Annotated in this window: 23 protein-coding genes; 13 read left to right on the top strand and 10 right to left on the bottom strand. The window is 60.1% G+C overall.

All coding sequences use genetic code 11. The annotated features are described in order from the left end of the window. Positions 1–346: 346 nt before the first annotated feature. The 3 genes from paaY (at position 347) to feaR (ending at position 3,053) form a co-directional block, all read left to right on the top strand. Positions 347–937, top strand: coding sequence for a phenylacetic acid degradation protein PaaY (gene paaY, locus ACZZ0D_RS12855; RefSeq protein ID WP_463553441.1), 591 nt, complete (start codon positions 347–349; stop codon positions 935–937). A gap of 193 nt (positions 938–1,130) precedes the next feature. Continuing rightward, positions 1,131–2,054, top strand: a complete 924-nt coding sequence (paaX, locus tag ACZZ0D_RS12850; RefSeq protein WP_008079637.1) for a phenylacetic acid degradation operon negative regulatory protein PaaX — start codon at positions 1,131–1,133, stop codon at positions 2,052–2,054. An 84-nt stretch (positions 2,055–2,138) separates the two neighbouring features. Next, positions 2,139–3,053 carry a transcriptional regulator FeaR gene (gene feaR / locus ACZZ0D_RS12845; protein ID WP_400749500.1) on the top strand — a complete coding sequence of 305 codons (915 nt, stop codon included), beginning with the start codon at positions 2,139–2,141 and terminating at the stop codon, positions 3,051–3,053. A gap of 3 nt (positions 3,054–3,056) precedes the next feature. Here feaR and ACZZ0D_RS12840 read toward each other — a convergent pair whose 3' ends face one another. The 5 genes from ACZZ0D_RS12840 to ACZZ0D_RS12820 form a co-directional block, all read right to left on the bottom strand. Continuing rightward, positions 3,057–3,578 (bottom strand): c-type cytochrome, encoded by a 522-nt coding sequence (locus ACZZ0D_RS12840; protein ID WP_282357852.1) that lies wholly within the window; start codon positions 3,576–3,578, stop codon positions 3,057–3,059. A 134-nt stretch (positions 3,579–3,712) separates the two neighbouring features. Next, positions 3,713–4,234 carry a methylamine dehydrogenase light chain gene (locus ACZZ0D_RS12835; RefSeq protein WP_008079640.1) on the bottom strand — a complete coding sequence of 174 codons (522 nt, stop codon included), beginning with the start codon at positions 4,232–4,234 and terminating at the stop codon, positions 3,713–3,715. Between the two features lie 14 nt (positions 4,235–4,248). Then, a complete protein-coding gene (gene mauD, locus ACZZ0D_RS12830; RefSeq protein WP_008079641.1) occupies positions 4,249–4,875 on the bottom strand; it encodes a methylamine dehydrogenase accessory protein MauD in 627 nt (208 codons plus the stop codon). Positions 4,876–4,878: 3 nt separating this feature from the next. Next, entirely contained in the window at positions 4,879–5,418 is a 540-nt protein-coding gene (locus ACZZ0D_RS12825) for a MauE/DoxX family redox-associated membrane protein (protein ID WP_463553440.1), read from the bottom strand. Positions 5,419–5,430: 12 nt separating this feature from the next. Next, positions 5,431–6,579: an amine dehydrogenase large subunit gene (locus tag ACZZ0D_RS12820; RefSeq protein WP_053119457.1), complete on the bottom strand. Its 1,149-nt coding sequence runs from the start codon at positions 6,577–6,579 to the stop codon at positions 5,431–5,433. A 345-nt stretch (positions 6,580–6,924) separates the two neighbouring features. On the opposite strand from ACZZ0D_RS12820, the gene ACZZ0D_RS12815 reads away from it, so the two are divergent. Both ACZZ0D_RS12815 and ACZZ0D_RS12810 read left to right on the top strand, forming a co-directional pair. After that, the gene (locus ACZZ0D_RS12815; protein WP_463553439.1) at positions 6,925–7,317 is read left to right on the top strand and encodes a c-type cytochrome; all 393 of its coding nucleotides are present in this window, start codon (positions 6,925–6,927) and stop codon (positions 7,315–7,317) included. Next, on the top strand, positions 7,314–8,804 hold the full coding sequence (locus ACZZ0D_RS12810; RefSeq protein WP_463553438.1) for an aldehyde dehydrogenase family protein: 1,491 nt from the start codon (positions 7,314–7,316) through the stop codon (positions 8,802–8,804). Before ACZZ0D_RS12815 ends, ACZZ0D_RS12810 begins: the two co-directional genes overlap by 4 nt. A 137-nt stretch (positions 8,805–8,941) precedes the next feature. Here ACZZ0D_RS12810 and ACZZ0D_RS12805 read toward each other — a convergent pair whose 3' ends face one another. The 4 genes from ACZZ0D_RS12805 to ACZZ0D_RS12790 form a co-directional block, all read right to left on the bottom strand. Further along, positions 8,942–9,139: a helix-turn-helix transcriptional regulator gene (locus ACZZ0D_RS12805; protein ID WP_463553437.1), complete on the bottom strand. Its 198-nt coding sequence runs from the start codon at positions 9,137–9,139 to the stop codon at positions 8,942–8,944. Continuing rightward, positions 9,136–9,510: a hypothetical protein gene (locus ACZZ0D_RS12800; RefSeq protein ID WP_463553436.1), complete on the bottom strand. Its 375-nt coding sequence runs from the start codon at positions 9,508–9,510 to the stop codon at positions 9,136–9,138. Before ACZZ0D_RS12800 ends, ACZZ0D_RS12805 begins: the two co-directional genes overlap by 4 nt. A 139-nt stretch (positions 9,511–9,649) precedes the next feature. After that, complete coding sequence (locus tag ACZZ0D_RS12795; RefSeq protein ID WP_463553435.1) at positions 9,650–10,129, bottom strand: copper chaperone PCu(A)C; 480 nt, start codon at positions 10,127–10,129, stop codon at positions 9,650–9,652. After that, entirely contained in the window at positions 10,129–10,734 is a 606-nt protein-coding gene (locus ACZZ0D_RS12790) for an SCO family protein (RefSeq protein WP_463553434.1), read from the bottom strand. The genes ACZZ0D_RS12795 and ACZZ0D_RS12790 overlap by 1 nt, the downstream gene beginning before the upstream one ends. A 327-nt stretch (positions 10,735–11,061) precedes the next feature. Here ACZZ0D_RS12790 and ACZZ0D_RS12785 point away from each other — a divergent pair, with 327 nt between their 5' ends. From ACZZ0D_RS12785 to ACZZ0D_RS12760, 6 genes are all read left to right on the top strand, one after another. Continuing rightward, entirely contained in the window at positions 11,062–12,042 is a 981-nt protein-coding gene (locus ACZZ0D_RS12785) for a quinone oxidoreductase family protein (protein ID WP_053119471.1), read from the top strand. Between the two features lie 14 nt (positions 12,043–12,056). Further along, complete coding sequence (locus ACZZ0D_RS12780; RefSeq protein ID WP_463553433.1) at positions 12,057–12,905, top strand: TauD/TfdA dioxygenase family protein; 849 nt, start codon at positions 12,057–12,059, stop codon at positions 12,903–12,905. A gap of 83 nt (positions 12,906–12,988) precedes the next feature. Next, the gene (locus tag ACZZ0D_RS12775) at positions 12,989–14,041 is read left to right on the top strand and encodes a beta-keto acid cleavage family enzyme (protein WP_053119475.1); all 1,053 of its coding nucleotides are present in this window, start codon (positions 12,989–12,991) and stop codon (positions 14,039–14,041) included. Positions 14,042–14,133: 92 nt separating this feature from the next. Further along, entirely contained in the window at positions 14,134–15,462 is a 1,329-nt protein-coding gene (locus tag ACZZ0D_RS12770) for an MFS transporter (RefSeq protein WP_212549287.1), read from the top strand. Beyond that, a complete protein-coding gene (locus ACZZ0D_RS12765) occupies positions 15,459–15,797 on the top strand; it encodes a Rieske (2Fe-2S) protein (protein WP_463553431.1) in 339 nt (112 codons plus the stop codon). Before ACZZ0D_RS12770 ends, ACZZ0D_RS12765 begins: the two co-directional genes overlap by 4 nt. Next, the gene (locus tag ACZZ0D_RS12760; protein WP_426619840.1) at positions 15,794–16,804 is read left to right on the top strand and encodes a YeiH family protein; all 1,011 of its coding nucleotides are present in this window, start codon (positions 15,794–15,796) and stop codon (positions 16,802–16,804) included. The genes ACZZ0D_RS12765 and ACZZ0D_RS12760 overlap by 4 nt, the downstream gene beginning before the upstream one ends. On the opposite strand, the gene ACZZ0D_RS12755 is transcribed toward ACZZ0D_RS12760, so the two are convergent. Continuing rightward, positions 16,801–17,898, bottom strand: a complete 1,098-nt coding sequence (locus ACZZ0D_RS12755; protein ID WP_463553430.1) for an AraC family transcriptional regulator — start codon at positions 17,896–17,898, stop codon at positions 16,801–16,803. The two genes, ACZZ0D_RS12760 and ACZZ0D_RS12755, sit on opposite strands and share 4 nt — an antisense overlap. Positions 17,899–18,267: 369 nt before the next feature. Here ACZZ0D_RS12755 and ACZZ0D_RS12750 point away from each other — a divergent pair, with 369 nt between their 5' ends. Together ACZZ0D_RS12750 and ACZZ0D_RS12745 are read left to right on the top strand one after the other, a co-directional pair. After that, positions 18,268–18,834, top strand: coding sequence for an RBBP9/YdeN family alpha/beta hydrolase (locus tag ACZZ0D_RS12750; protein ID WP_463553429.1), 567 nt, complete (start codon positions 18,268–18,270; stop codon positions 18,832–18,834). Positions 18,835–18,961: 127 nt separating this feature from the next. After that, positions 18,962–20,974 (top strand): DUF1302 domain-containing protein, encoded by a 2,013-nt coding sequence (locus tag ACZZ0D_RS12745; RefSeq protein WP_463553428.1) that lies wholly within the window; start codon positions 18,962–18,964, stop codon positions 20,972–20,974. Positions 20,975–20,983 lie beyond the last annotated feature (9 nt).

Genomic DNA, 20,983 nt, shown 5'->3' with positions numbered 1-20,983 from the left:
TCGGCTAATGCCGGCTTGTTGTTGGTTCGACGTCAGGCGTCGGTTTTGCCGGAGTATAGGCTTAACGTGATACGTAAATGCAAGATTGAAATGTGATTAACGTGTCTCAAATGGAAGATTGTGGAATTTGCTACAGCTCGTTGGTTCTTGGTTGGCGTTGAGTAACTAATTGAAAACAAACGAATATTGTTTGGTTTTGTGGGGCCGGGATTGCCGATGAACGGTGTTCGACAAAAGCGATACGTTTTTCTCTCTTCACTGCATCGGAATGATGTGATACAAATCAAGCCTGTTTACGCATCGCTTTGCGTATCTCACCGCACAACGTCCACCAAAGGAGCCTGCGATGACCTGTTACAGCCTTGATGGACTGACCCCGGTGGTCGACCCTTCGGCCTATGTGCATCCGTCAGCGGTATTGATCGGCGACGTGATCATCGGCCCGCATTGTTATGTTGGGCCGCTGGCCAGTTTGCGCGGCGACTTCGGCCGCATCGTGCTGGAGGAGGGTGCCAACCTGCAGGACACCTGCGTGATGCACGGCTTTCCCGACAGCGACACGGTGGTCGAGCGCAATGGCCATATCGGCCACGGCGCGGTGTTGCACGGTTGCCGGATCGGCGCTGATGCGCTGGTCGGGATGAATGCGGTGGTGATGGACAACGCACGAATTGGCGCACGCTCGTTTGTCTCGGCGGCGGCGTTCGTCAAAGCAGGATTTGAATGCCCGGAACAGTCATTGGTGATGGGCGCACCGGCGAGTATCAAGCGCGTATTGAGTGATCAGGAAGTGGCGTGGAAACAGGCCGGCACTCGCGAGTACCAGGCGCTGGCCCAGCGCTGCCTCACGCAGATGCAGGTGTGCGAACCGCTGAGCGAACCTGAAGCGGATCGCCCGCGGATAAGCGACAGCGGCTTGCGCCCAAAAGCATCTTAATCCCAGTGAGATCAGGTCTTTCTGTGGTTGCAGGACTTTGTGGTGAGGGGATTTATCCCCGACGGGCTGCGAAGCGGCCCCAAAAGCCGGGACTGCTGCGCAGTCCATCGGGGATAAATCCCCTCGCCACAGGGTTCACTCATAAAGGTTTTGATTCGGTATATTCCATTCTTTTTTTCAACCCGGTACGCCCATGTCATCGCTGACACCTTTGAACCACCTCATCACCCGTTTCCAGGAGCAGACGCCGATCCGCGCCAGTTCCTTGATCATCACGCTGTACGGGGATGCCATCGAGCCCCACGGCGGCACGGTGTGGCTGGGCAGTCTGATCCAGTTGCTCGAACCGATCGGCATCAACGAACGGCTGATCCGTACTTCGATTTTTCGCCTGACCAAAGAAGGCTGGCTGACCGCCGAAAAAGTCGGCCGCCGCAGCTACTACAGCCTCACCGGCACCGGGCGCCGGCGCTTCGATAAGGCCTTCAAGCGCGTGTACAGCTCAACCGTGCCGGCGTGGGATGGTTCGTGGTGCCTGGCGATGCTCACGCAATTGAGCCAGGACAAGCGCAAGCAAGTGCGCGAAGAACTCGAGTGGCAAGGTTTTGGTGCGATTTCGCCGGCCGTGCTGGCGTGCCCGCGCAGTGATCGCGCTGACGTCAACGCGACGTTGCAAGACCTCGGCGCGCTCGAAGACACCATCGTTTTCGAAACCACCGCGCAAGACGTATTGGCCTCCAAAGCCCTGCGTGCACAGGTGCGCGAGAGCTGGAACATCGAGGAACTGGCGGCGCATTACAGCGAGTTCATCCAATTGTTCCGACCGCTCTGGCAAGCACTGCGCGAGCAGGAAAACCTGCTGCCGGCCGACTGCTTCATGGCACGTCTTCTGCTTATTCATGAATACCGCAAACTGCTGCTGCGCGACCCGCAACTGCCTGACGAATTGCTCCCCGGCGATTGGGAAGGCCGCGCCGCCCGCCAGCTGTGCCGCAACATTTACCGATTGATCTACGCCAAGGCCGAAGAGTGGCTGAACACTGCGCTGGAAACCGCTGACGGGCCGTTGCCGGATGTCGGCGAGAGTTTCTATCGACGTTTTGGCGGCTTGAAATAAGCGCCACAAGGAGGGAGCCGCACTGTTCAGGAAGAACGCTTGGATTGACGTAGATAATAAAAACAAGCCTGCGTGAGGCCAGACATGATTTCTTCAACTGCACAACGCCGTGACGGCTTCGATCAATGGATCCACCAGATCAACCAGATCTGTGGCGCCTTCAACGCGCAAACCCTCGGCGCCGATTTCTCCGGGCGCATTCGCGAGTACCAAAGCGGTGCGCTCAAGCTGAGTTTTGTCGACGCCTGCCAAGCGCGGCTGTATCGCACGCCGACGGAAATCGCTGCCGGCGAGGGCGGTAAATATTTTGCCGTGTTCCAGCTCGAAGGCTCGGCGGGCATGGCCCAGGGCGACAACAAAGCCTTGCTCTCGGCGGGCGACATCACCCTGATCGACGCCTCGCGCCCGAGCGATTTCACTTACCACGAAAACTCGCGGCAACTGTCGCTGATCCTGCCGACGCATCTGGTCGAGAAGACCTTGCGCTTCAATCAGGTCAAGTGCGGCCACCGCATCCCGGCGAGTTCGCCGATGGCCATGCTCTCGCACCATTTGATTCTCGACGCGACGCGGCAGAAGAACCTCAGCCTGAGCGAAAGCGAAGCGACGCTGGAGGCGATTGTCAGCCTGCTGCGCCCGGCGATCAGCCACAGCGAAGATTGCAGCGATCTGCATGAACGGATCTTTCAGAAGACCCTGGCGTGCATCGACGAGCACATTCGCTGCGAAGAGCTCTGTCCGGAATGGCTGGCGCGAGAAGTCGGGATGTCGGTGCGCGGGCTGTACCGGATCTTTGCAAAAAAGGGTTTGGTGGTGGCGCGCTACATCAAGAATCGGCGGCTGGATTTGTGTGCCGAATCGCTGCGTCAATCCGGGGCTGAGCAGAAGCTCTCGGTGCTCGGTTATTCCTGGGGCTTTTCCGATTCGAGCCATTTTTCCACGGCATTCAAATCACGTTTCGGCATTGCGCCGGGGGAGTACCGCAGGCAGCACGCCTGAGGCTCAGTAGTGCATGCCGTCATCGATGGCGATGCCTTGCGCGCGCATGGCTTTGATCAGCTCCGCCCGGGTGCCGGGCAGGTTGAGCATGGTTTCGTGGCGCAACTGCGCAATCTCGTCAGCGCTGTACGGCTGATAGTGCGCAGGCGTGCTTTTGCCAGCCATGCCGTCCTCGCGAATCAGCCAGTTGAGCAGGTCGGCCAGTTGCGCGTTGTTCAGCGCTGATTGCGACATGCCCGGCACGCGCACCAGAAACTCCCGGCCACCGGGCACCTTCAGGAAGTTGCCGACGAAACCGGTCAGACGCGGCGTGTCGTTGGCGGCTGAGCCGCTGCCGTCGGGCAAGTGGCAGCCAGCGCATTGCAGTTGGTAGTTCACGCCGACGCTGTAACCCGCCTGGGCGATGGGCGTTTGCGGCGATTCGTTGCCCGGCGCATGCCGCTGATTGGGGTTGGGAATGGCCCGGGCGTAAACCGCTGGCGCGGCCAACACCAAAGCCAGCCCCATCACGAACAAATGACGCATAACAACATCCTCAAAATTCACACAAACCCTGTGGGAGCTGCCGAAGGCTGCGATCTTTTGATCTTGATCTTGAAAAACAAAGTCAAAAGATCGCAGCCTGCGGCAGCTCCTACAGGGGGTTTTTGGTGATCAGGTCAGACGGCCACACCGCGAATAATCGAAACCGTGCAGTGGTAGATGTGCGATTTCGCCGCCAGGCACCAGTTCACGTCGTTGTTGTTGAACGGTCGATACGCCGGCTCTTCGCTGTCGTTGCGCGTACAGGCGCACTGCGCGCAGCTCTGTTTGCCGCAGCAATCGTTGTACGAAATGATGTAATCCTTGCCGTCCGCCGGGTTGCGGCAGGTGCCGATCCAGGTCACTTGCGAGGCTTCGGTGCCGGGTGGGCACGAGGTCACCGAGCCGCCGCAGCAACTGCACAGAAAGCCGTCGATCGAGCAGTAGCGCCAGTAGTCGCAGCTGTTCGGATCACCGGGATCGCCGGCCTTGGGATTGTCCGCCGCCAGCGCCTTGCTGGTGCGATCCAGCGGCAACAGCAGCGGCAGTGCGGCGCCGGCGACCATCAGCGAGCCCATGCGCGCCAGCAGTTTGCGTCGCGACGTGGTGTCAGCCACGCGGCGGGTCGAGCGCTCAAAGAGCAGATCCAGCAGTTTCATAAATGTCTCCCTGCTCAGTGGCTGTGGCTATGGCCGTGACTGTGGTCATGCGGCTGCGGCTGGCTGTTGAGGTATTCCTGCAGCGTGGCGCTGTGCAGGTGTTCGACCTCGAACAGGCTGTCGAGATGCTCACGGGAATTGACCAGACCTTTGGCGCGCAAGGTGCCGGATTTGTCGATCAGCGCCGCGTACGGCAGCTTGCCGATCTGGTAGGTCATGCCGACTTCCGGGCCGACTACGTAGGTCATGTCATCGAGTTTGTGTTCGCGGATCAGCGCTTGTTGGGCATCCATGTCGCCGTCGCTGATAAACACCACGTCGAGGCGATCGGCTTGTTGTTTGGCGATGGATTTGATCGCCGGCAGCAGCGATTTGCAGATCGGGCAGGTCGGCGAGAGGAAGAACAGCAACTGGTTCTTTTCCCCGGCATAACCAAAATTGACCGGACGACCATGACGATCAGCAGCGGTCACTTGCGGCGCCGCTTCGTTGACCGCCACACCCTTATCGACCATCAGCGCACCGGCCGGAGCAATGCGCCCGTGCAGCACGCCGATCTGCCGCACCAGGCCCATCACCGCGAACGCCAGCGCAATCAGCAGCACCCACAACAGCACGTTGGAAATCATCAGACCTTGCATAAATCACCTACCAATCAATTTGAGCAGAAGAGGGGAGTTGGCCAGCAAGCCGTCGGCGGCGGCGTAGATCAACAGCGCGACAGCACTGGCGGCGACGGTGACGAAACCGTCGAAGAAACCCAGGTCGCGAACGATCGGCGTGCTGCTCGCCAGTAACGCCAGAGCCACCAACACCGCGTTGCGCGCCAGCAGCACCGGGCGCAGTGGCTGTGCCTGATCCGGCCCGGCACAGCCGCAGTCGATGTCACGCCGACCGCGCCACAGGTTGATGCCGATAGCCGCGGCGTACAGCGCGATCAACACCGCTGCGCTGACCGCTGCGATCGCGCGGCTGAATGGCACCAGCAACGCAAACGCGATAAGCAATTCCAGCAGTGGAATCACTCGGCCAATCGGCCGTACCAGCGTTTCGGGCAGCAGTTGATAGTCCGCCAGTTGCTTGGCAAACCGCCCCGGTGCGCGCAGCTTGTGCGTCGCCGCGCTGGCCAGCAGCACGGCGACGGCCAGCGCACTGGCGATGATCAAAATCGGGTCAAGGGTCATGACTGAACCTCCTCAGTAGCTCATGACTTGCGTCGCGGTTTTCGCGACTTTCGGCATGCTCGATTGAAGCTTGTTGGTGCTCAGATCGAAGACCTGCAAACCGCCCTCGACGTCAGCGCCGAGCAGCAACGGTTTGTCGTCGCCAGTGGCTTGCAGGCTCCAGACCGGCGTCGGTGCTTCGAGGGTCGCGACCTTCTTGCCGGTTTTGATATCGAAGGCCCAGATCAGCGTGCTCGGGTCTTCCCACTTCATCGCTTCGTGGGCGTCGTGCATCAACACGTACAGGCGATCGAGCTTCGGTGCGACCGCCATCAACTGCCAGCCGCCGGGGGCCCAACCGGTTTTCTTTTCGGCGTCGTTGACCAGCGACCACGCCGGCAGAATCTTCGGCGCGTCGCCGGCAAAGTCGACCGGGCGCACAGTGCCGGTGGTGGTGACGAAGTAGTAGGTGTCGCCGACGTTGACCGCGCGCTCGTTGAGCTTCTCGGCGTTCGGGTCGAAGAACGGCGTGCGGCTGCGCGCGGTTTCCTGGCCCTGATCATTGAGGGTGACCACTTGCAGGCTGCCGTCGCCGCACAACGAGGCGAAGCGGCGGTTGCCAACCGGGTAATTGAGTACGCAACCGGGGATGGCGATTTCGCTGCTGACCGCATGGGACTGGGTGTCGACCACGGTCACCGAGGTCGATGGGGTGAAGTTGTAGACGTACACGAAGCGGTCATCGCCGCTCGGTTTCAGGCCGTAGCGCTGGGTCAGGGATTCGGCGCGTTTGCTTGGAATCACCACTTCCCACGAGGGCGACAGCGTCGAGGTGTCCCACGCGGTGAGCACGTCGGTGCGGGTGCCGCGAGTGCCGCGCGAGTAGAACAGGTCGGCGCTGTACAGGGTTTTGCGGTCGTGGCTCAGGGCCGATGGCGCGGCAAAACCGGTCGGCACCATGCCGAGGATTTTCTTCTTGTCGGGATCGACCACGGTGACGCGGCCCATCACGAAACTTTCGAATTCGACGTCGACCACATAAGCGCGGTGCGCTTCGGGCGGGAACGCCAGCGTGGTCTGGCCGATGGTGTCGGGCGGCAGATCGGCATGGGCGCTGTTCAAGCCGAGCATCAGCAGGCTCAAGCCCAGCGCTGACGGTACGGTGATCCGGTTGGTTCGCATTGAAGGGGGACTCCCTGACTGGTGCCCTGAAAAGTGGGTGCCAGTGGATTCTGCCTCTGCGGCGAAACCGGGGAATTGCTGTGTCTGCCAAGTGCTTGTGTGTCTGTGCCAGTCGCAATTGGCAGCCTTGCCAACACGACTGGCAGGCAGGGCAAAACCTGCTTTGGCGGCAGGCCAGACAATCCACATCAGCTCCCGTCGCCACCAATCCCTGTAGGAGCTGAGCTTGCTCGCGAAAGCGGTGGGTCAGGCAACTCCTGTTCTGAATGTGCTGACGTCTTCGCGAGCAAGCTCGGCTCCTACAGGGATTGGTGTGTATTCACTGATTTTTTGGATGTGTCTTCTATGTCCCTGCTCAAATTCGCCTGTGCTTCGTTGTTTTCTCTGACACTCGCCCAAGCCGCCGTCGCCGCCGATTGTGCGGCGGATTCATCCCACGGCGCACAAATTTTCAACACCGAATGCGGCGTCTGCCACGCGGTTAAAAAAGACGTCACCGGCATGATGGGCCCCAACCTCAACGGCGTGATCGGACGCAAATCCGGCGCGCTGGCAGGCTTCAGCTATTCCCAGGCGATGCGCAACAAAGACGTCACCTGGCAGGCCGAGACCATCGCCGAACTGATCACCCAACCCCAGGCCTACGTGCCCGGCACTTACATGCCCTACATGGGCCTGGCCTCGAAAGATGATCGTGAGGCCGTGGTGTGTTTCCTCAAATCCAAGGAGGCTTTATGAGCAACGTTGCAATGCTGCCGCAAGTCGCGGCGTTCATTGATCGTCGACATGGCTGCTTTATCGATGGCCAGTGGCAATTCGCTGACGGGCCGACGATTGCCGTGGTCGATCCGGCCACCGGCCAGACCTTGTGCGAAACCCTCGATGCGCCGACCGAACTGGTCGAGCGCGCGGTGCAGTCTTCGCACGCGGCGTTCAAGTCTGGCGTGTGGTCGGGGCTGCGCCCGGCCGATCGCGAGCGCATCCTGCTGAATTTCACCCGCCTGGTCGAGGAGCACGGCGAAGAGCTGGCGCAACTGGAAACCCTCAGCCAGGGCAAGTCGATCAACATGGCACGCGCGCTGGACGTCAACGCCACGGTGGAATTCATGCGCTACATGTCGGGCTGGGCGACCAAGATCGAAGGGCAGACCTTCGACGTGTCGATTCCGCTGCCACCGGGGACAAAATTCACCACGTTCACCAAACGCGAACCAGTGGGTGTGGTGGTCGGCATCGTGCCGTGGAATTTTCCATTGATGATCGCCGCGTGGAAGTTGATGCCGGCGCTGGCCACCGGTTGCACGGTGGTGATCAAACCGGCGATGGAAACTCCGCTGACCGCAATGCGTCTGGCTGAATTGGCGCTGGAGGCGGGTATTCCGGCAGGCGTGTTCAACGTGGTCACGGGCGGCGGGGCTTCGGTCGGCGGCGCGCTGACGGCGCATCCACTGGTGAGCAAGGTGTCGTTCACCGGTTCGACGGCGGTGGGCAAAACCGTTGGTGTCGCGTGCATGGCCAACATGACCCGTTTTGCGCTGGAACTGGGCGGCAAGAACCCGATGATTCTGCTGGCTGATGCTGATGTTGAAAAAGCCATTCAAGGCGCGATTCTCGGTGGCTTGCTGAACAACGGTCAGGTGTGCGCGGCGGCGTCGCGCTTCTATGTGCATCGTTCGATTCACGACCAGTTTGTCGAAGGTCTCGCGGCAGTGGTTTCGGCCATGCCGATTGGCGCGGGGATGAACTGCGAGGCAGCGATTAATCCGCTGGTGTCACGCAAGCAGCAACAGAGCGTGCTCAAGCACATCGAACTGGCCAAGCGTGAAGGCGCGCGAGTGGTGTGTGGCGGTGAGCTGCTGGAAGGCGAGGGTTTCTACGTGCAGCCGACGGTGCTGGCGGACGTTGATCACAGCATGGCCGTGGCCCGTGAAGAAGTGTTCGGCCCGGTGTTGGCGGTGATTGCGTTTGATGATGAAGACGCGATGATCGAGTTGGCCAATGACAATCCGTATGGGTTGGCCGCGAGTTTGTGGACGAACGATTTGAGCAAGGCAATGAACCTGGTGCCGCGTATTGAAGCGGGCACGGTGTGGGTGAATGCGCATGTGCTGCTGGATCCGGCGATGCCGTTTGGCGGGGTCAAGCAATCGGGGATGGGGCGAGAGTTTGGCAGGACGGTGATCGAGGCCTACACCGAACTGAAATCGGTGTGCATAGCCCATTAATTCACTTACAACCAATAACCTGTGGCGAGGGGATTTATCCCCGTTGGGTCGCGCAGCGGCCTCTCTTTTGATTCAGAAAAAGATGGGCCTGCTGCGCAGGCCAACGGGGATAAATCCCCTCGCCACAGGGGGCGGTGTTAACTCTCTTTGTCGTCGAAGATGTCTTCAATGTGCATTTCGAACGCGCGGGCAATCTGGAATGCCAGCGGCAAGCTCGGGTCGTAGCGTTCGTTTTCGATCGCATTTATGGTCTGTCGCGACACGTTCAAGCGCTCCGCCAGATCAACCTGCGACCACTTGCGCTCGGCGCGCAGTGCCTTCAGACGGTTTTTCATTGGTAGCGGCGTCGCGCAATCTGCAGCCCAACAATCCACATCAAACCCATCACCGGCCACACGCATGTCCACGGAATGTGCGGCGCGCCGACGTTTTCCAGAAACCCGTAACTGAACGTCAGCAGTGCCGAAGCGGCGAAGGCAAAACCGAGGGCTTCGAACTGGATACGCAGATGCATTTCATCCATGCGCCGCATGTTGCGCACGATGGCCCAGCACATCAGGCCTGCCGGAATGATCGGGGTCAGGGCCACCACGGATCGCAGAAAAATGTTGGCGTCCAGCAGGGATTGGCTGGCGATCAGGGAAAGGCTCAACACCAGCACGTAGAGAACCGATGCGGCGCCCATTTCGAGGTAGTAGCGGTTCATTCTTCACTTCCTATGTAAAAGACCCTTTACATCCTCGCCGAAGAATTTGCCGATGTAAAGCACGCTTTCCATGAGCTCAAAAAAACGGGGCGGCATGATCGTTGATCAGGCCGCCCCGCAGGTGTTTCAGTCAGTCAGATCAGTGCATTTTGCTGTGATCGTGACCTTCCATGTTGGTCAGCGAGCGAACCGGTGCTTTGACCTCGAGGGTTTCTTTCTCGCCCTTGGCGTTCTCGACGGTCAGGGTCAGCGGCACGGTTTCGCCTTCTTTCAGCTGCGCGCTCAGGCCCATCAGCATCACGTGGTAGCCGTTCGGATCAAGCTTTACGGCTTTGCCAGCCGGCAGTTCGACGAACTTCACCGGGCCCATGCTCATGACGTCATTCTTCATGGTCATTTCGTGGATCTGCACGTCTTTGGCGATCGGTGTGGCGACGCTGAGCAACTTGCTGTCGCTGTCGGCCGTGACGGTCATGAATGCGCCGCTGGCGGTCTGGGTCGGCACGGTGGCGCGAACCCAGGCATCGTCGACTTTGGTCTGCGCAGAGGCCTGAAACGCCAGGCCCATCAGCGACAGGGCAAGCGCAGCACGTTTGATGTTGTTCAGAACAGGGTGCATCAGCAAACCTCCATAACGGTAAGCAAGTCTTCCGTGCATTCTTCTGCCGAAAGCGAGGTGGACAGGCCCAGGCGCAGGCCGCCACGGGAGTCGTAGACGTAACTGGTCGACGTGTGCGAGATGGTGTAGGTGTCGCCGGCCGGGACTTTCTCGTAGAACACGTCGAATTCCTTGGCGGTGGCCTTGGTTTCTTCAACGCTGCCGTACAGCGCGACGAAGCTCGGGTCGAAGGCTTTCATGTAGGCGTCGAGGATTTCCGGGGTGTCGCGTTCGGGGTCGAGGGTGATGAAGATCACCTGCAAACGATCGCCGTCCTTGCCCATCAGTTTCTTGATTTTCGCCGCGCGGGCGAGGGTGGTGGGGCAGACCGCCGGGCATTGAGTGAAGCCGAAGAAGATCATCGGCATCATGCCGCGAAAGCTCGACAGCGACATGGTTTCGCCGTCAGTGTTCTTCAGCTTGAAAGTGCGTCCCAGGATCTTGTCGCTCAGATCTTTGCCGTACTTGTACGACAGTTCGCCGCGGGTGTCGCAGCCGGCGAGCAGGCCGAGCCCGAGTACGCCCATTCCCGCAAGCACCTTGCGGCGAGTCAACAAAGCCGTCATCTAATACCGCCTTTTGCAGCCCGCCCGTCGACAGGACGGGCGGTGGTTAACCGTAAAAGCGGCGCATGATACCAAACTGACGGCAACGACCGGCTCCGGATCGCCGTACGGCGTAGGATCTGGCGACAAAAGGTGTAAGAAAAAGTGACCGGTAGCGCGTGAGCGTCAGAGAGGGCGGCCCGTCGGACGCCTGTTTGTCTTGCCACCCGTTGTCATCAAATGAAAAGCCATTGTCGCCTGATGCGAAGCGATTGCCTGGCGCGCGACCTAGAGTCAGGTCAACGCCAATCGAGCGATACGCCCAACCTTGCAGGGAGAATAAGAAAAATGGCCAAAGCAGTGCGCTTCTACGAATCCGGTGATCCCGACGTGCTTCGCTATGAAGATGTCGACGTTGGCGATCCCGGCCCAGGCCAGGTGCGTCTTCGTCATGTGGCGGTGGGCCTCAACTACGCCGACACCTACTTTCGCAACGGCACTTACCCGATCCCGCTGCCTAACGGCATGGGCGTTGAAGCCTCCGGCGTGGTGCAGGCCATCGGCGAGGGCGTGAGCAATGTGCGGGTGGGCGATCGTGTCACCTACACCGGGTTTCTTAATACCTTGGGCGCCTACAGCACTGAGCGTCTGATATCCGCCGCACCGCTGATCAAACTGCCGGAAACCATCAGTTTCGAAACGGCTGCCGCGATGACCATGCGCGGGCTGACCTCGGCTTACCTGATGCGGCGCATCCACGACTTCAAAGCGGGCGACAGTATCTTGCTGCACGCTGCTGCCGGTGGCGTCGGTCTGATCGTTTCGCAATGGGCCAAGTTGCTCGGGCTGACGGTCATCGGCACCGTCTCCACCGAGGCCAAAGGCGAAATCGCCCGTGCCCATGGCTGCGACCATGTGATCAATTACAGCCATCAGGATGTCGCGCAACAGGTTCGTGAATTGACCGACGGCGTTGGCGTCAACGTAGTGTTCGACAGTGTTGGCAAGAACACCTTCATGGGCTCGCTGGACTCGCTCAAACGTCGCGGTCTGATGGTCTGCGTCGGTACGGCTTCCGGGCCGATTCCGCCGGTCGATCCGATGTTGCTGGCAATGAAGGGCTCGCTGTTCATGACCCGCCCGGCCTTGGCTGACTACATCGCCGACCCCGAGGAAAAAGCCGCGTTGGCCGGCGAGCTGTTCGACCTGGTCGGCAGTGGCCGGATCAAGATCGAAATCAACCAGCACTACGCGTTGCAGGATGCCGTTCAGGCCCACCGTGACCTGGAATCGCGCAAGACCACCGGCTCATCGATTTTCGTCATCTGAAGGAGTCGTCAGCCATGAGAGTCGAACAACTGACGTGCAGCATTGGCGCCGAGCTTGAAGGCGTCAGCCTTGCCGACGCGGTACATGACGACGGTCTTTTTGCCGAAATTCGCGCGCAATTGCTCAAGCACCGCGTGTTGTTCCTGCGTAATCAGGACATCAGCCGTGCCGATCACGTGGCCTTTGCCCGGCGCTTCGGTGAGCTTGAAGATCACCCGATGGTTGGCAGCGATCCGGATCATCCCGGGCTGGTGCGGATCTACAAGAGCCCGGAGCATCCGCCGGAACGCTATGAAAACTCGTGGCACACCGACGCCACCTGGCGTGAGGCGCCGCCGATGGGTTGTGTCTTGCGCTGTGTCGAATGTCCGCCGGTGGGCGGCGACACCATGTGGGCCAATATGGTCGAGGCGTATGCGCGCTTGCCGGAAGACGTGAAGATCAAGATTGCCGATCTGCGTGCCCGGCACAGCATCGAAGCCAGCTTCGGTGCCGCGCTGCCGATCGAAAGACGCCTGGCGCTTAGGGCGACGTACCCCGATGCCGAGCATCCGGTGGTGCGCACGCATCCGGACACGCTGGAAAAAGTGCTGTTCGTCAACGCCTTCACTACGCATTTCAGCAATTACCACACCGCTGATCGAGTGCGTTTCGGCCAGGACGCCAACCCCGGCGCAAGTGAGTTGCTGCGCTACCTGATCAGCCAGGCGTACATCCCGGAATACCAAGTGCGCTGGCGCTGGAAACCCAACAGCATTGCGATCTGGGACAACCGCAGCACCCAGCATTACGCCGTGATGGATTACCCGTTGTGCCATCGCAAGATGGAGCGTGCCGGGATCGTCGGCGACAAGACTTACTGATCGACCCTTACTGCATTCGCACTCGAAAACGCCAGCCCGGTGCGAACCCGGCTGCGCGGACAATCATAAAAAAGGAGTACCCCATGCAATTTCTCGACGATTCCCTGCACCCGGAAAACATGGAAAAAGTGGTGATCACCGTGGCTCCGTATGGCCCCGAGTGGATGCCGGAAGATTTCCCCGAAGACATCCCGCTGACCATGGATGAACAGGTGCAGAAAGCGGTCGATTGCTACGAGGCGGGCGCCACTGTCTTGCACCTGCATGTGCGGGAACTCGACGGCAAGGGTTCCAAGCGTCTGTCGAAATTCAATGAGCTGATTGCCGGTGTGCGCGAAGCGGTGCCGGACATGATTATCCAGGTCGGCGGTTCGATTTCCTTCGCCCCGGAAAGCGATGGTGAAGCCGCCAAGTGGCTGTCCGATGACACCCGGCACATGCTCGCGGAGCTGACACCGAAACCGGATCAGGTCACGGTGGCGATCAACACCACCCAGATGAACATCATGGAGTTGCTGTACCCGGAATACCTTGCAGGCACCTCGCTGGACAACCCGGCCATTCATGCCGCATACAGCGAAATGACCGTGCCGGCCGGCCCGGCCTGGGTCGCCGAACATTTGCGCCGGTTGATGGCCGCAGGCGTCCAGCCACACTTTCAGCTGACCGGCATGCATGCCCTGGAAACCCTGATGCGTCTGGTGCGCAGCGGTGTGTACATGGGCCCGCTGAACCTCACCTGGATCGGCATCGGCGGTGGTTTCGACGGGCCGAACCCGTTCAACTTCTTTAACTTTATCCATCGCGTACCGGACGCGTGCACCCTGACGTCCGAGTCGTTACTCAAGAACGTGCTGCCGTTCAACACCATGGCGTTGGCGATGGGCTTGCATCCGCGAGTCGGCAATGAAGACACGATCATTGATCACAAGGGCGATCGCTTCGGGTCGGTGCAACAGATTCAGCAGACCGTGCGCATTGCCCATGAACTGGGGCGCGAGATTGCTACTGGCAAGGAAGCCCGCGAGATTTATCGCATTGGCGTGGCGTATCAGAGCATCGAAGAAACCTTGCTGGCCAACGGCATGGCGCCCAACCGCAAGGCCGGGCAAAAAGGTCTGCCGCAACGCGGCTGACTGAACCGGGCGAGGGGCCGCTGGCCTCTCGTTCGTTGCGTTACCCCAACAGCTCGATAACAACAAATACAACAAAGTTTCGAGGAGGCTGCATGGCCTATCACCCCAGCGCCAGCGATGACGACGATAACGACGTCGGTGTTGCGCGCACATATGCCTGGATCGTTTTTGCCCTGACGTTCGGCTTGTTGATTTCCGATTACATGTCGCGTCAGGTACTCAACGCGGTGTTTCCGATGCTCAAGGTCGAGTGGGCCTTGAGCGACAGTCAACTGGGCTTGCTCAGTGGCATCGTCGCGTTGATGGTCGGGCTGCTGACCTTTCCGCTGTCGCTGCTGGCCGACCGTTTTGGTCGGGTGAGAAGTCTGGCCTTTATGGCTTTTCTGTGGAGCGTGGCCACACTGGGTTGCGCGGTGGCGCAGGACTATCCGCAGATGTTCATTGCGCGGTTTATGGTCGGTGTCGGCGAGGCGGCTTACGGCAGCGTCGGCATCGCGGTGGTGATTTCGGTGTTTCCCAAACACATGCGCGCCACCCTCGCCAGCGCGTTTATGGCCGGTGGTATGTTCGGCTCGGTGCTGGGCATGGCGTTGGGTGGGGTGATCGCTGCGAAGATGGGGTGGCGCTGGTCGTTCGCTGGCATGGCGCTGTTCGGACTGGTGCTGGCGCTGCTGTATCCGCTGATCGTCAAACAGGCGCGGATTGCGCCGCAGTGCGCAACCCGTGCGGCGAGTAAAGCCGCGGCGGCGATCAAGCGTCCCCTGAGCACCTTGTATTCCAGTCGCTCGGTGGTGGCGACGTACATCGGCAGCGGTTTGCAGTTGTTCGTCTGCGGCACGGTGATCGTCTGGATGCCCAGTTACCTCAACCGTTATTACGCCATGGGCACCGACAAGGCCGGTGCGGTGGCGGCGGTCATTGTGTTGTGCAGCGGCGCGGGAATGATTGTCTGCGGGATGATCAGTGATCGGCTGTGCCGTCATGCGCCTGAGCGCAAAGTCGCATTGGCCATCGCTTATTGTCTTGGCAGTTGCTTGCTGCTTTCGGCGGCCTTCGCCTTGCCGGCTGGGCCCGCGCAATTGCTGCTGATCGGCCTGGGCATGTTGATCGCCACGGGCACCACCGGACCTGCCGGGGCGATGGTTGCCAACCTGACGCATTACTCGGTGCACGGCACAGCTTTCGCCACACTGACCCTGGCCAATAACCTGCTGGGGCTGGCGCCCGGGCCCTTCATCACCGGCAAATTGTCCGATCTGATCGGCCTGCACGCCGCTTTTCAATTCGTACCGCTGGTGAGTATCGCGGCCGCCGCAGTGTTCTTCTACGCGCGCAGTCATTACCTCAAAGACATTGCCCGGCTGGCGGGCGAACGCGTCAGCGACCCGGTCAATGAAGTCGCCTGCGAGGTGAAAGTATGAGTCGTCTTCCTGCGTTGCGCGTTGCTGTACCAGACAACAAATGCCCGCCGAGAGGAGGGCGGTCACTGTTTGAGTTCGCCGATAAAAGCCTGGCGCTGTTCAACGTTGACGGTGAGTTGCTGGCCATCGACGACAGCTGTCCCCATCAGGGTGCATCGCTGTGTGGCGGTCGGCTGGAGGGCCAGGTCATTCAGTGTTGCGCGCATGGTTTGCGCTTCGATCTGCGCAGCGGCTATTTGCTCAATTCGAAGCAGGTCAAAGTCACATGCTACCCGGTTGAAGTCATTGATGGTCAGGCGTTTATCGTCCTCGCTTGCGAGGAGTCTGTGGCATGAGCACCGTTGCGCTTACCCGTATTCATAGCCAGACACGCGAGTTGGCACCGGGGTTTATCGTCAGCCTGATCGTCGCCGCAGCCGCTTCGTTTTTGTCCGAGCATTACGGTGCACCGGTGATGCTGTTCGCGTTGCTGCTGGGCATGGCGCTGAATTTTCTGGCCGGTGATGGCGTGTGCAAGGCCGGCATCGAATTTACTGCGCGCACGGTGTTGCGCATTGGCGTGGCGTTGCTGGGTATGCGCATCACCCTTGAGCAAATTGCCGCGCTGGGCTGGAAGCCTGTGGCACTGGTGGTGTTTTTGGTGGTGGTGACCATTGGCGTGTCAGTCGTGGCCGCGAAGGCGTTGGGCTTTCAGCGCTTGTTCGGCATGCTCACCGGCGGCGCCACGGCAATTTGTGGCGCTTCGGCGGCGTTGGCGCTGGCGGCGGCGCTGCCCCATCACCCGCAGAAAGAGCGGGCCACGCTGTTTACCGTCATCGGCGTTTCGGCGTTGTCGACCACGGCGATGATTGTCTACCCGATGATTGCCAAGTGGCTGGAACTCTCGCCGCAAGTGGCGGGCGTGTTTTTGGGCGCGACCATTCATGACGTCGCGCAGGTAGTGGGTGCCGGTTACAGCTTGTCGACGGAAACCGGTGACACCGCCACGGTGGTGAAATTGATGCGCGTGGCCATGCTGTTGCCGGTGATTGTCTGCGCGGCGATGGTCACGCGTTTGCAGGGGGCTGATACGTCAGGGAAACGCCCACCATTGCTGCCTTGGTTTGCCGTCGGTTTTCTGCTGCTGGCCTGTATCAACAGCACCGGTTGGGTAGCGCCGGCAGTGCAAGGCGCGGTCAATGAGCTGTCGCGCTGGAGCCTGGTGATTTCCATCAGCGCACTGGGCATGAAGACACAGCTCAAGGAGCTGGCCGCCGTTGGCATCAAACCGATTTTGCTGATGATCGGCGAGACGGTGTTTCTCGCGGTGCTGGTGCTTCTGGTGTTGCACTGGGGTTTCTAAGGTAAGGCAGGCCGCACCGTGCTGACTCGTCGGCCCGGTGCGGTAGTTAAACCGGTGCCAATCACACCGGTTTTTTCGCGGCGACTGTACCAGCAGTCGCCGTTTTTTGCCCGCCAGGTGGCGGGCGGCATGTCGAACTGGGTAATGAACCAGCGGGTGAAGGAGCTGGCCATCGAATAGCCGAGCAAGTCGGCGATGCGGCTCAGCGAGTAGTTGGGATTTTCCAGGTAGCGCAACACCAGATCGCGTCGCACTTCATTGATCACATCGTTGAAAGCACAGCCGTCGTCCTTGAGGCGACGTTGCAGCGTGCGCACGTTCATGCCTTGGGTCTGAGCAATTTGCTCGATGGTGGCGCGGCCCATCGGCAACAGCAGATAGATAGCCTTGCGCACTTCAAGCAGCAGCGAATGGCTTTCATGACCTTGCAGGGAGTCCAGATAACTCTGCGCATAGCGCGCCATGGCCGGGTCGGCGTTAGGGTTGGTGACGTCGAGGCTGGCATCGGAACAGACGATGCCGTTGAACTCGCTGCCGAACTCCAGCGTGCAGCCGAACAGGCGTCGATGCAGTTGCAGATTATCGGGCGCCTGATGCGTGAAGTTGACGCTGTAGGGATGCCAGTGCGTACCGAGCAGCGCCGAGCACAGACGGAACATCACGCCGATGGCCAACTCGGTGGCCTGTCGGCTGGGCATCGGCGTTTGCGTGACCACTTCTTCGCGAATGATCACCATCTTGCCGGCCTCTTCAACAAAGATCGCCAGTGAGTCATTCATCAAGTGCCGGTATTGCACAACCACCTGCAGGGCGTCACGCAGCGTGCGCTGATGGCTGAGCAGCAAACTGACCACGCCGAAATCTGAAAGCTGACGGGATTCGGCCATGCTCAGGCCGAACGTCTGGCAGCCACTGGCGGCCGCCGAGTCTTCCAGTAGCCGCACCGCCGAATCAATCGGAATGCGCTGCTCGGGCGCCAGCAGCTGTGCTTTGCTCAGGCCGACTGCCGCCAGTACATCACGCGGATTGAAGCCAAGGTATTGCGTGACCTCCAGGTAGTTGGTCAGGACAGCGGCGCGAACAAGCGTGGGCATGCTGGGTTCTTTCCTGGTTCGATAACGATAAGGAAGTACTGGGTGACTATATCCAGAGCATCTGCAATTGAACAGTTGCGACAGCGGCTGTGTTAACGCTGTCGCAAAGTCGTGAACAGCGATCCGTGTAGGAGCTGCCGAAAGCTGCGATCTTTTGATGTTGTCTTTCAAAAACAAGATCAAAAGATCGCAGCCTGCGGCAGCTCCTACGGGGGCGGCATCCGTCCGGCGGAGGAAATTCTGTCATCAAAAGAAAAGTGCCTGACGTCCAATGAAAAGCACCCCGGCCGAGCGCTCTTTAATGTCGACACAACAAAAAGATTCTGGCGAAACAGCCAGTCGAGTCATCGAGACAGCGAAGGTGTTGACGTGGACAAATTGCAGACTGCCGCAACCGTTCTGATCGTACCCGGCCTGCGCGAGCATGTGGCCGAACATTGGCAGACGCTGCTTGAGGCGCGTCTGGAAAAAGTCCGCAGTGTGCCGCCGCTGACCACCGACAAACTCGACCTCGCTGCGCGCGTTCGAGCGATTCAGCAGGCACTGGAGCAGATCGACGGCCCGGTGATTCTGGTAGCCCACAGCGCCGGCGTGTTGATGGTGGCGCACTGGGCGGCGCAGCACTCGCGTGCAATCAAAGGTGCATTGCTAGCGACGCCACCGGATCTCGATGCTCACTGGCCGGCAGGCTACCCGTCGCCCCAGACCCTGCAAGCGCAGGGCTGGAACCCTCTACCCCGTGGCCCATTACCGTTTCGCAGCCTGGTCGCTGCCAGCACTAACGATCACCTCGCCAGCCTCGAAGCCGTCACCCACCTCGCCGAAGGCTGGGGCGCTGAGCTGCGCTCGCTGGGAGCTGTGGGTCATCTCAACCCGGCCGCCGGTTTTGGCGCGTGGCCGGACGCCGAACTGTTGATCCAGGAACTGGATCGTTGATTCAGACGCCGGCTGGCTGAACGCCTGCCGGCACGTGCCCTCACTTCTGAAAACGTCTTCCCGCACACCGGGAAAGCGCGAGGGCGGCTGCGCTTAAAAACAACTACAAAAAAGCGGAGAAGACACGATGCACATCACCAAGCGCCATGGGCTTGCGCCTTCGCGTTACACCTTGCTGGCCTCGGCCATTCTGGCCGCAGCGCTACCGAGCGCCCATGCGGTCGAGATCGATACGGGCAATCCGGACTGGACGGCGCGGCTGGATAACACCGTCAAATACAACTACGGCGTACGCACTGAAAGTGCCGACAAACGGATGTTGGCCACGCCGAACAACAACGACGGCGATTACAACTTTCGCAAGGCCGGCACCAACATCAGCAACCGCATCGACCTGCTGACCGAGATGGACGTGGTCTACAAAAACTCGATGGGTTTTCGCGTCAGTGCGGCCAGTTGGTACGACCAGGCCTATGAAAATACCGGCTCCAATTCCAATCCTTTCGTCAATGGCAACGACGCACGATCGGGTCTGGTCGCCAATGACCCACGTCTGGCCGGCGTCAGCCAAGACAACGTCGGCAACGGCAGCCCGCACCTGAGTCGCTACGCACAGCGTTATTACACCGGGCCTTCCGGGGAAATTCTCGATGCTTTTGTGTTTTACAACACGGAAGTCGGCGAGCAATCGCTGCTGAGCCTCAAGGCTGGTCAACACAACGTGTTCTGGGGCGAAACGCTGCTCAACCCGGTGCATTCGGTCAGCTACGGCCAGTCCGGCCTGGATCTGGCGAAACTGTCGGCGTCGCCCGGCACTGAAGCCAAGGAGCTGTTCGTCCCGCGCAAGCAATTATCGACGTCCTTCACCGTCAACCCTGAGCTGACGTTGGGCGCTCAGTATTTTCTTGATTGGGACGCTGCTCGCTTGCCGGAGGCCGGCACTTACTACGGCGGCTCCGATCTGGTTGGTTTCGGTGCGCAGTCTTTTCTGCTCGGCAACACCAATGGCGTGGTGCCCGGCAGCCCGCTGGGCTGCGGCGTCGCTCCGTGCAACGGCCTGACCAATGTACGTCGCGGGCATGACCTGACGCCGGGCAGCAGTGGTGACTGGGGCGTCATGGCCAAGTGGTCGCCTGCGTGGCTCGACGGCACGCTCGGTTTTTACTACCGCAAGACCTCCGACATTCTCCCTCAAGCCTGGTTGAACGCCACCGGCCTGACATCGCTGAATGCCAACGGCAGCCGCCCGGCGGGGCAAGTGCCGGGCGTCGTCAACATCCTCAACTCATTGAGCACCAGCAGTTACCAACTGGCGTACGCCGACAACATTCAGATTTTCGGCCTGAGTTTGTCCAAGGACGTGGGCGGAGTGAGCGTCGGCTCGGATCTCAACATCCGGCACAACATGCCACTGGCGAGCATTCCGGCGATTGTCAGCTCGACCAGTCCTGCGGGGTTGGGCGCAGGTTTAGGGCTGTTGCCGGCACGCACCGCCGAGACGGGCGTGATCTACGACACGCCAAGCCGTGGCGACAGCATGAGCGCCACGGGTGACACGCTGCACTGGACGCTCAATGGTTTGATGTCACTGCCGAAGACGCCGCTGTTCGATTCGGCAACCCTGCTCTCCGAGCTGTACTACAGCAATCTGCTCAAGCTCGATGACAAGAACAAAGCGCTCTACAAAGGCGAGGACAGTTATCGCGGCATCGACGCGCCCACCCGGGATAACTGGGGCATCGCGATCAACTTTACGCCGACCTGGTACCAGGTGCTGCCAGGTGTTGATTTGAATATGCCGCTGTCGATCAACGCCGGTCTGGCCGGGGTGTCGCCGGTGTCCGGTGGCGGTGCGAAAAACACCGGCAACTATGCGGTCGGCCTCGGTGCCGTGGCGTACAACAAATACTTTATCGACCTCAAATACGTCGACGCTTTCGGCAAGACCGACAAGTGCGACACCAGCGGCCTGAGCTCCGGCGCCGACCAGGCCGGCAAAGGCGATGGTTCGACACCCAACGCGTTCAGTGGCAACCAGAACTACGCCTGTTACGGCGGCGGCTACTCGGCATTTTCCGGTGGCGGCGCGACCACGGCTGACCGTGGCGCCGTGTACCTGACGATGAAAACCACCTTCTGATTCAACCTT

It is taken from the genome of Pseudomonas sp. AC193 (genome assembly GCF_979258075.1).
Note: the sequence above shows the minus strand (reverse complement) of the source record. Positions and strands in the feature narration are given on the sequence as shown.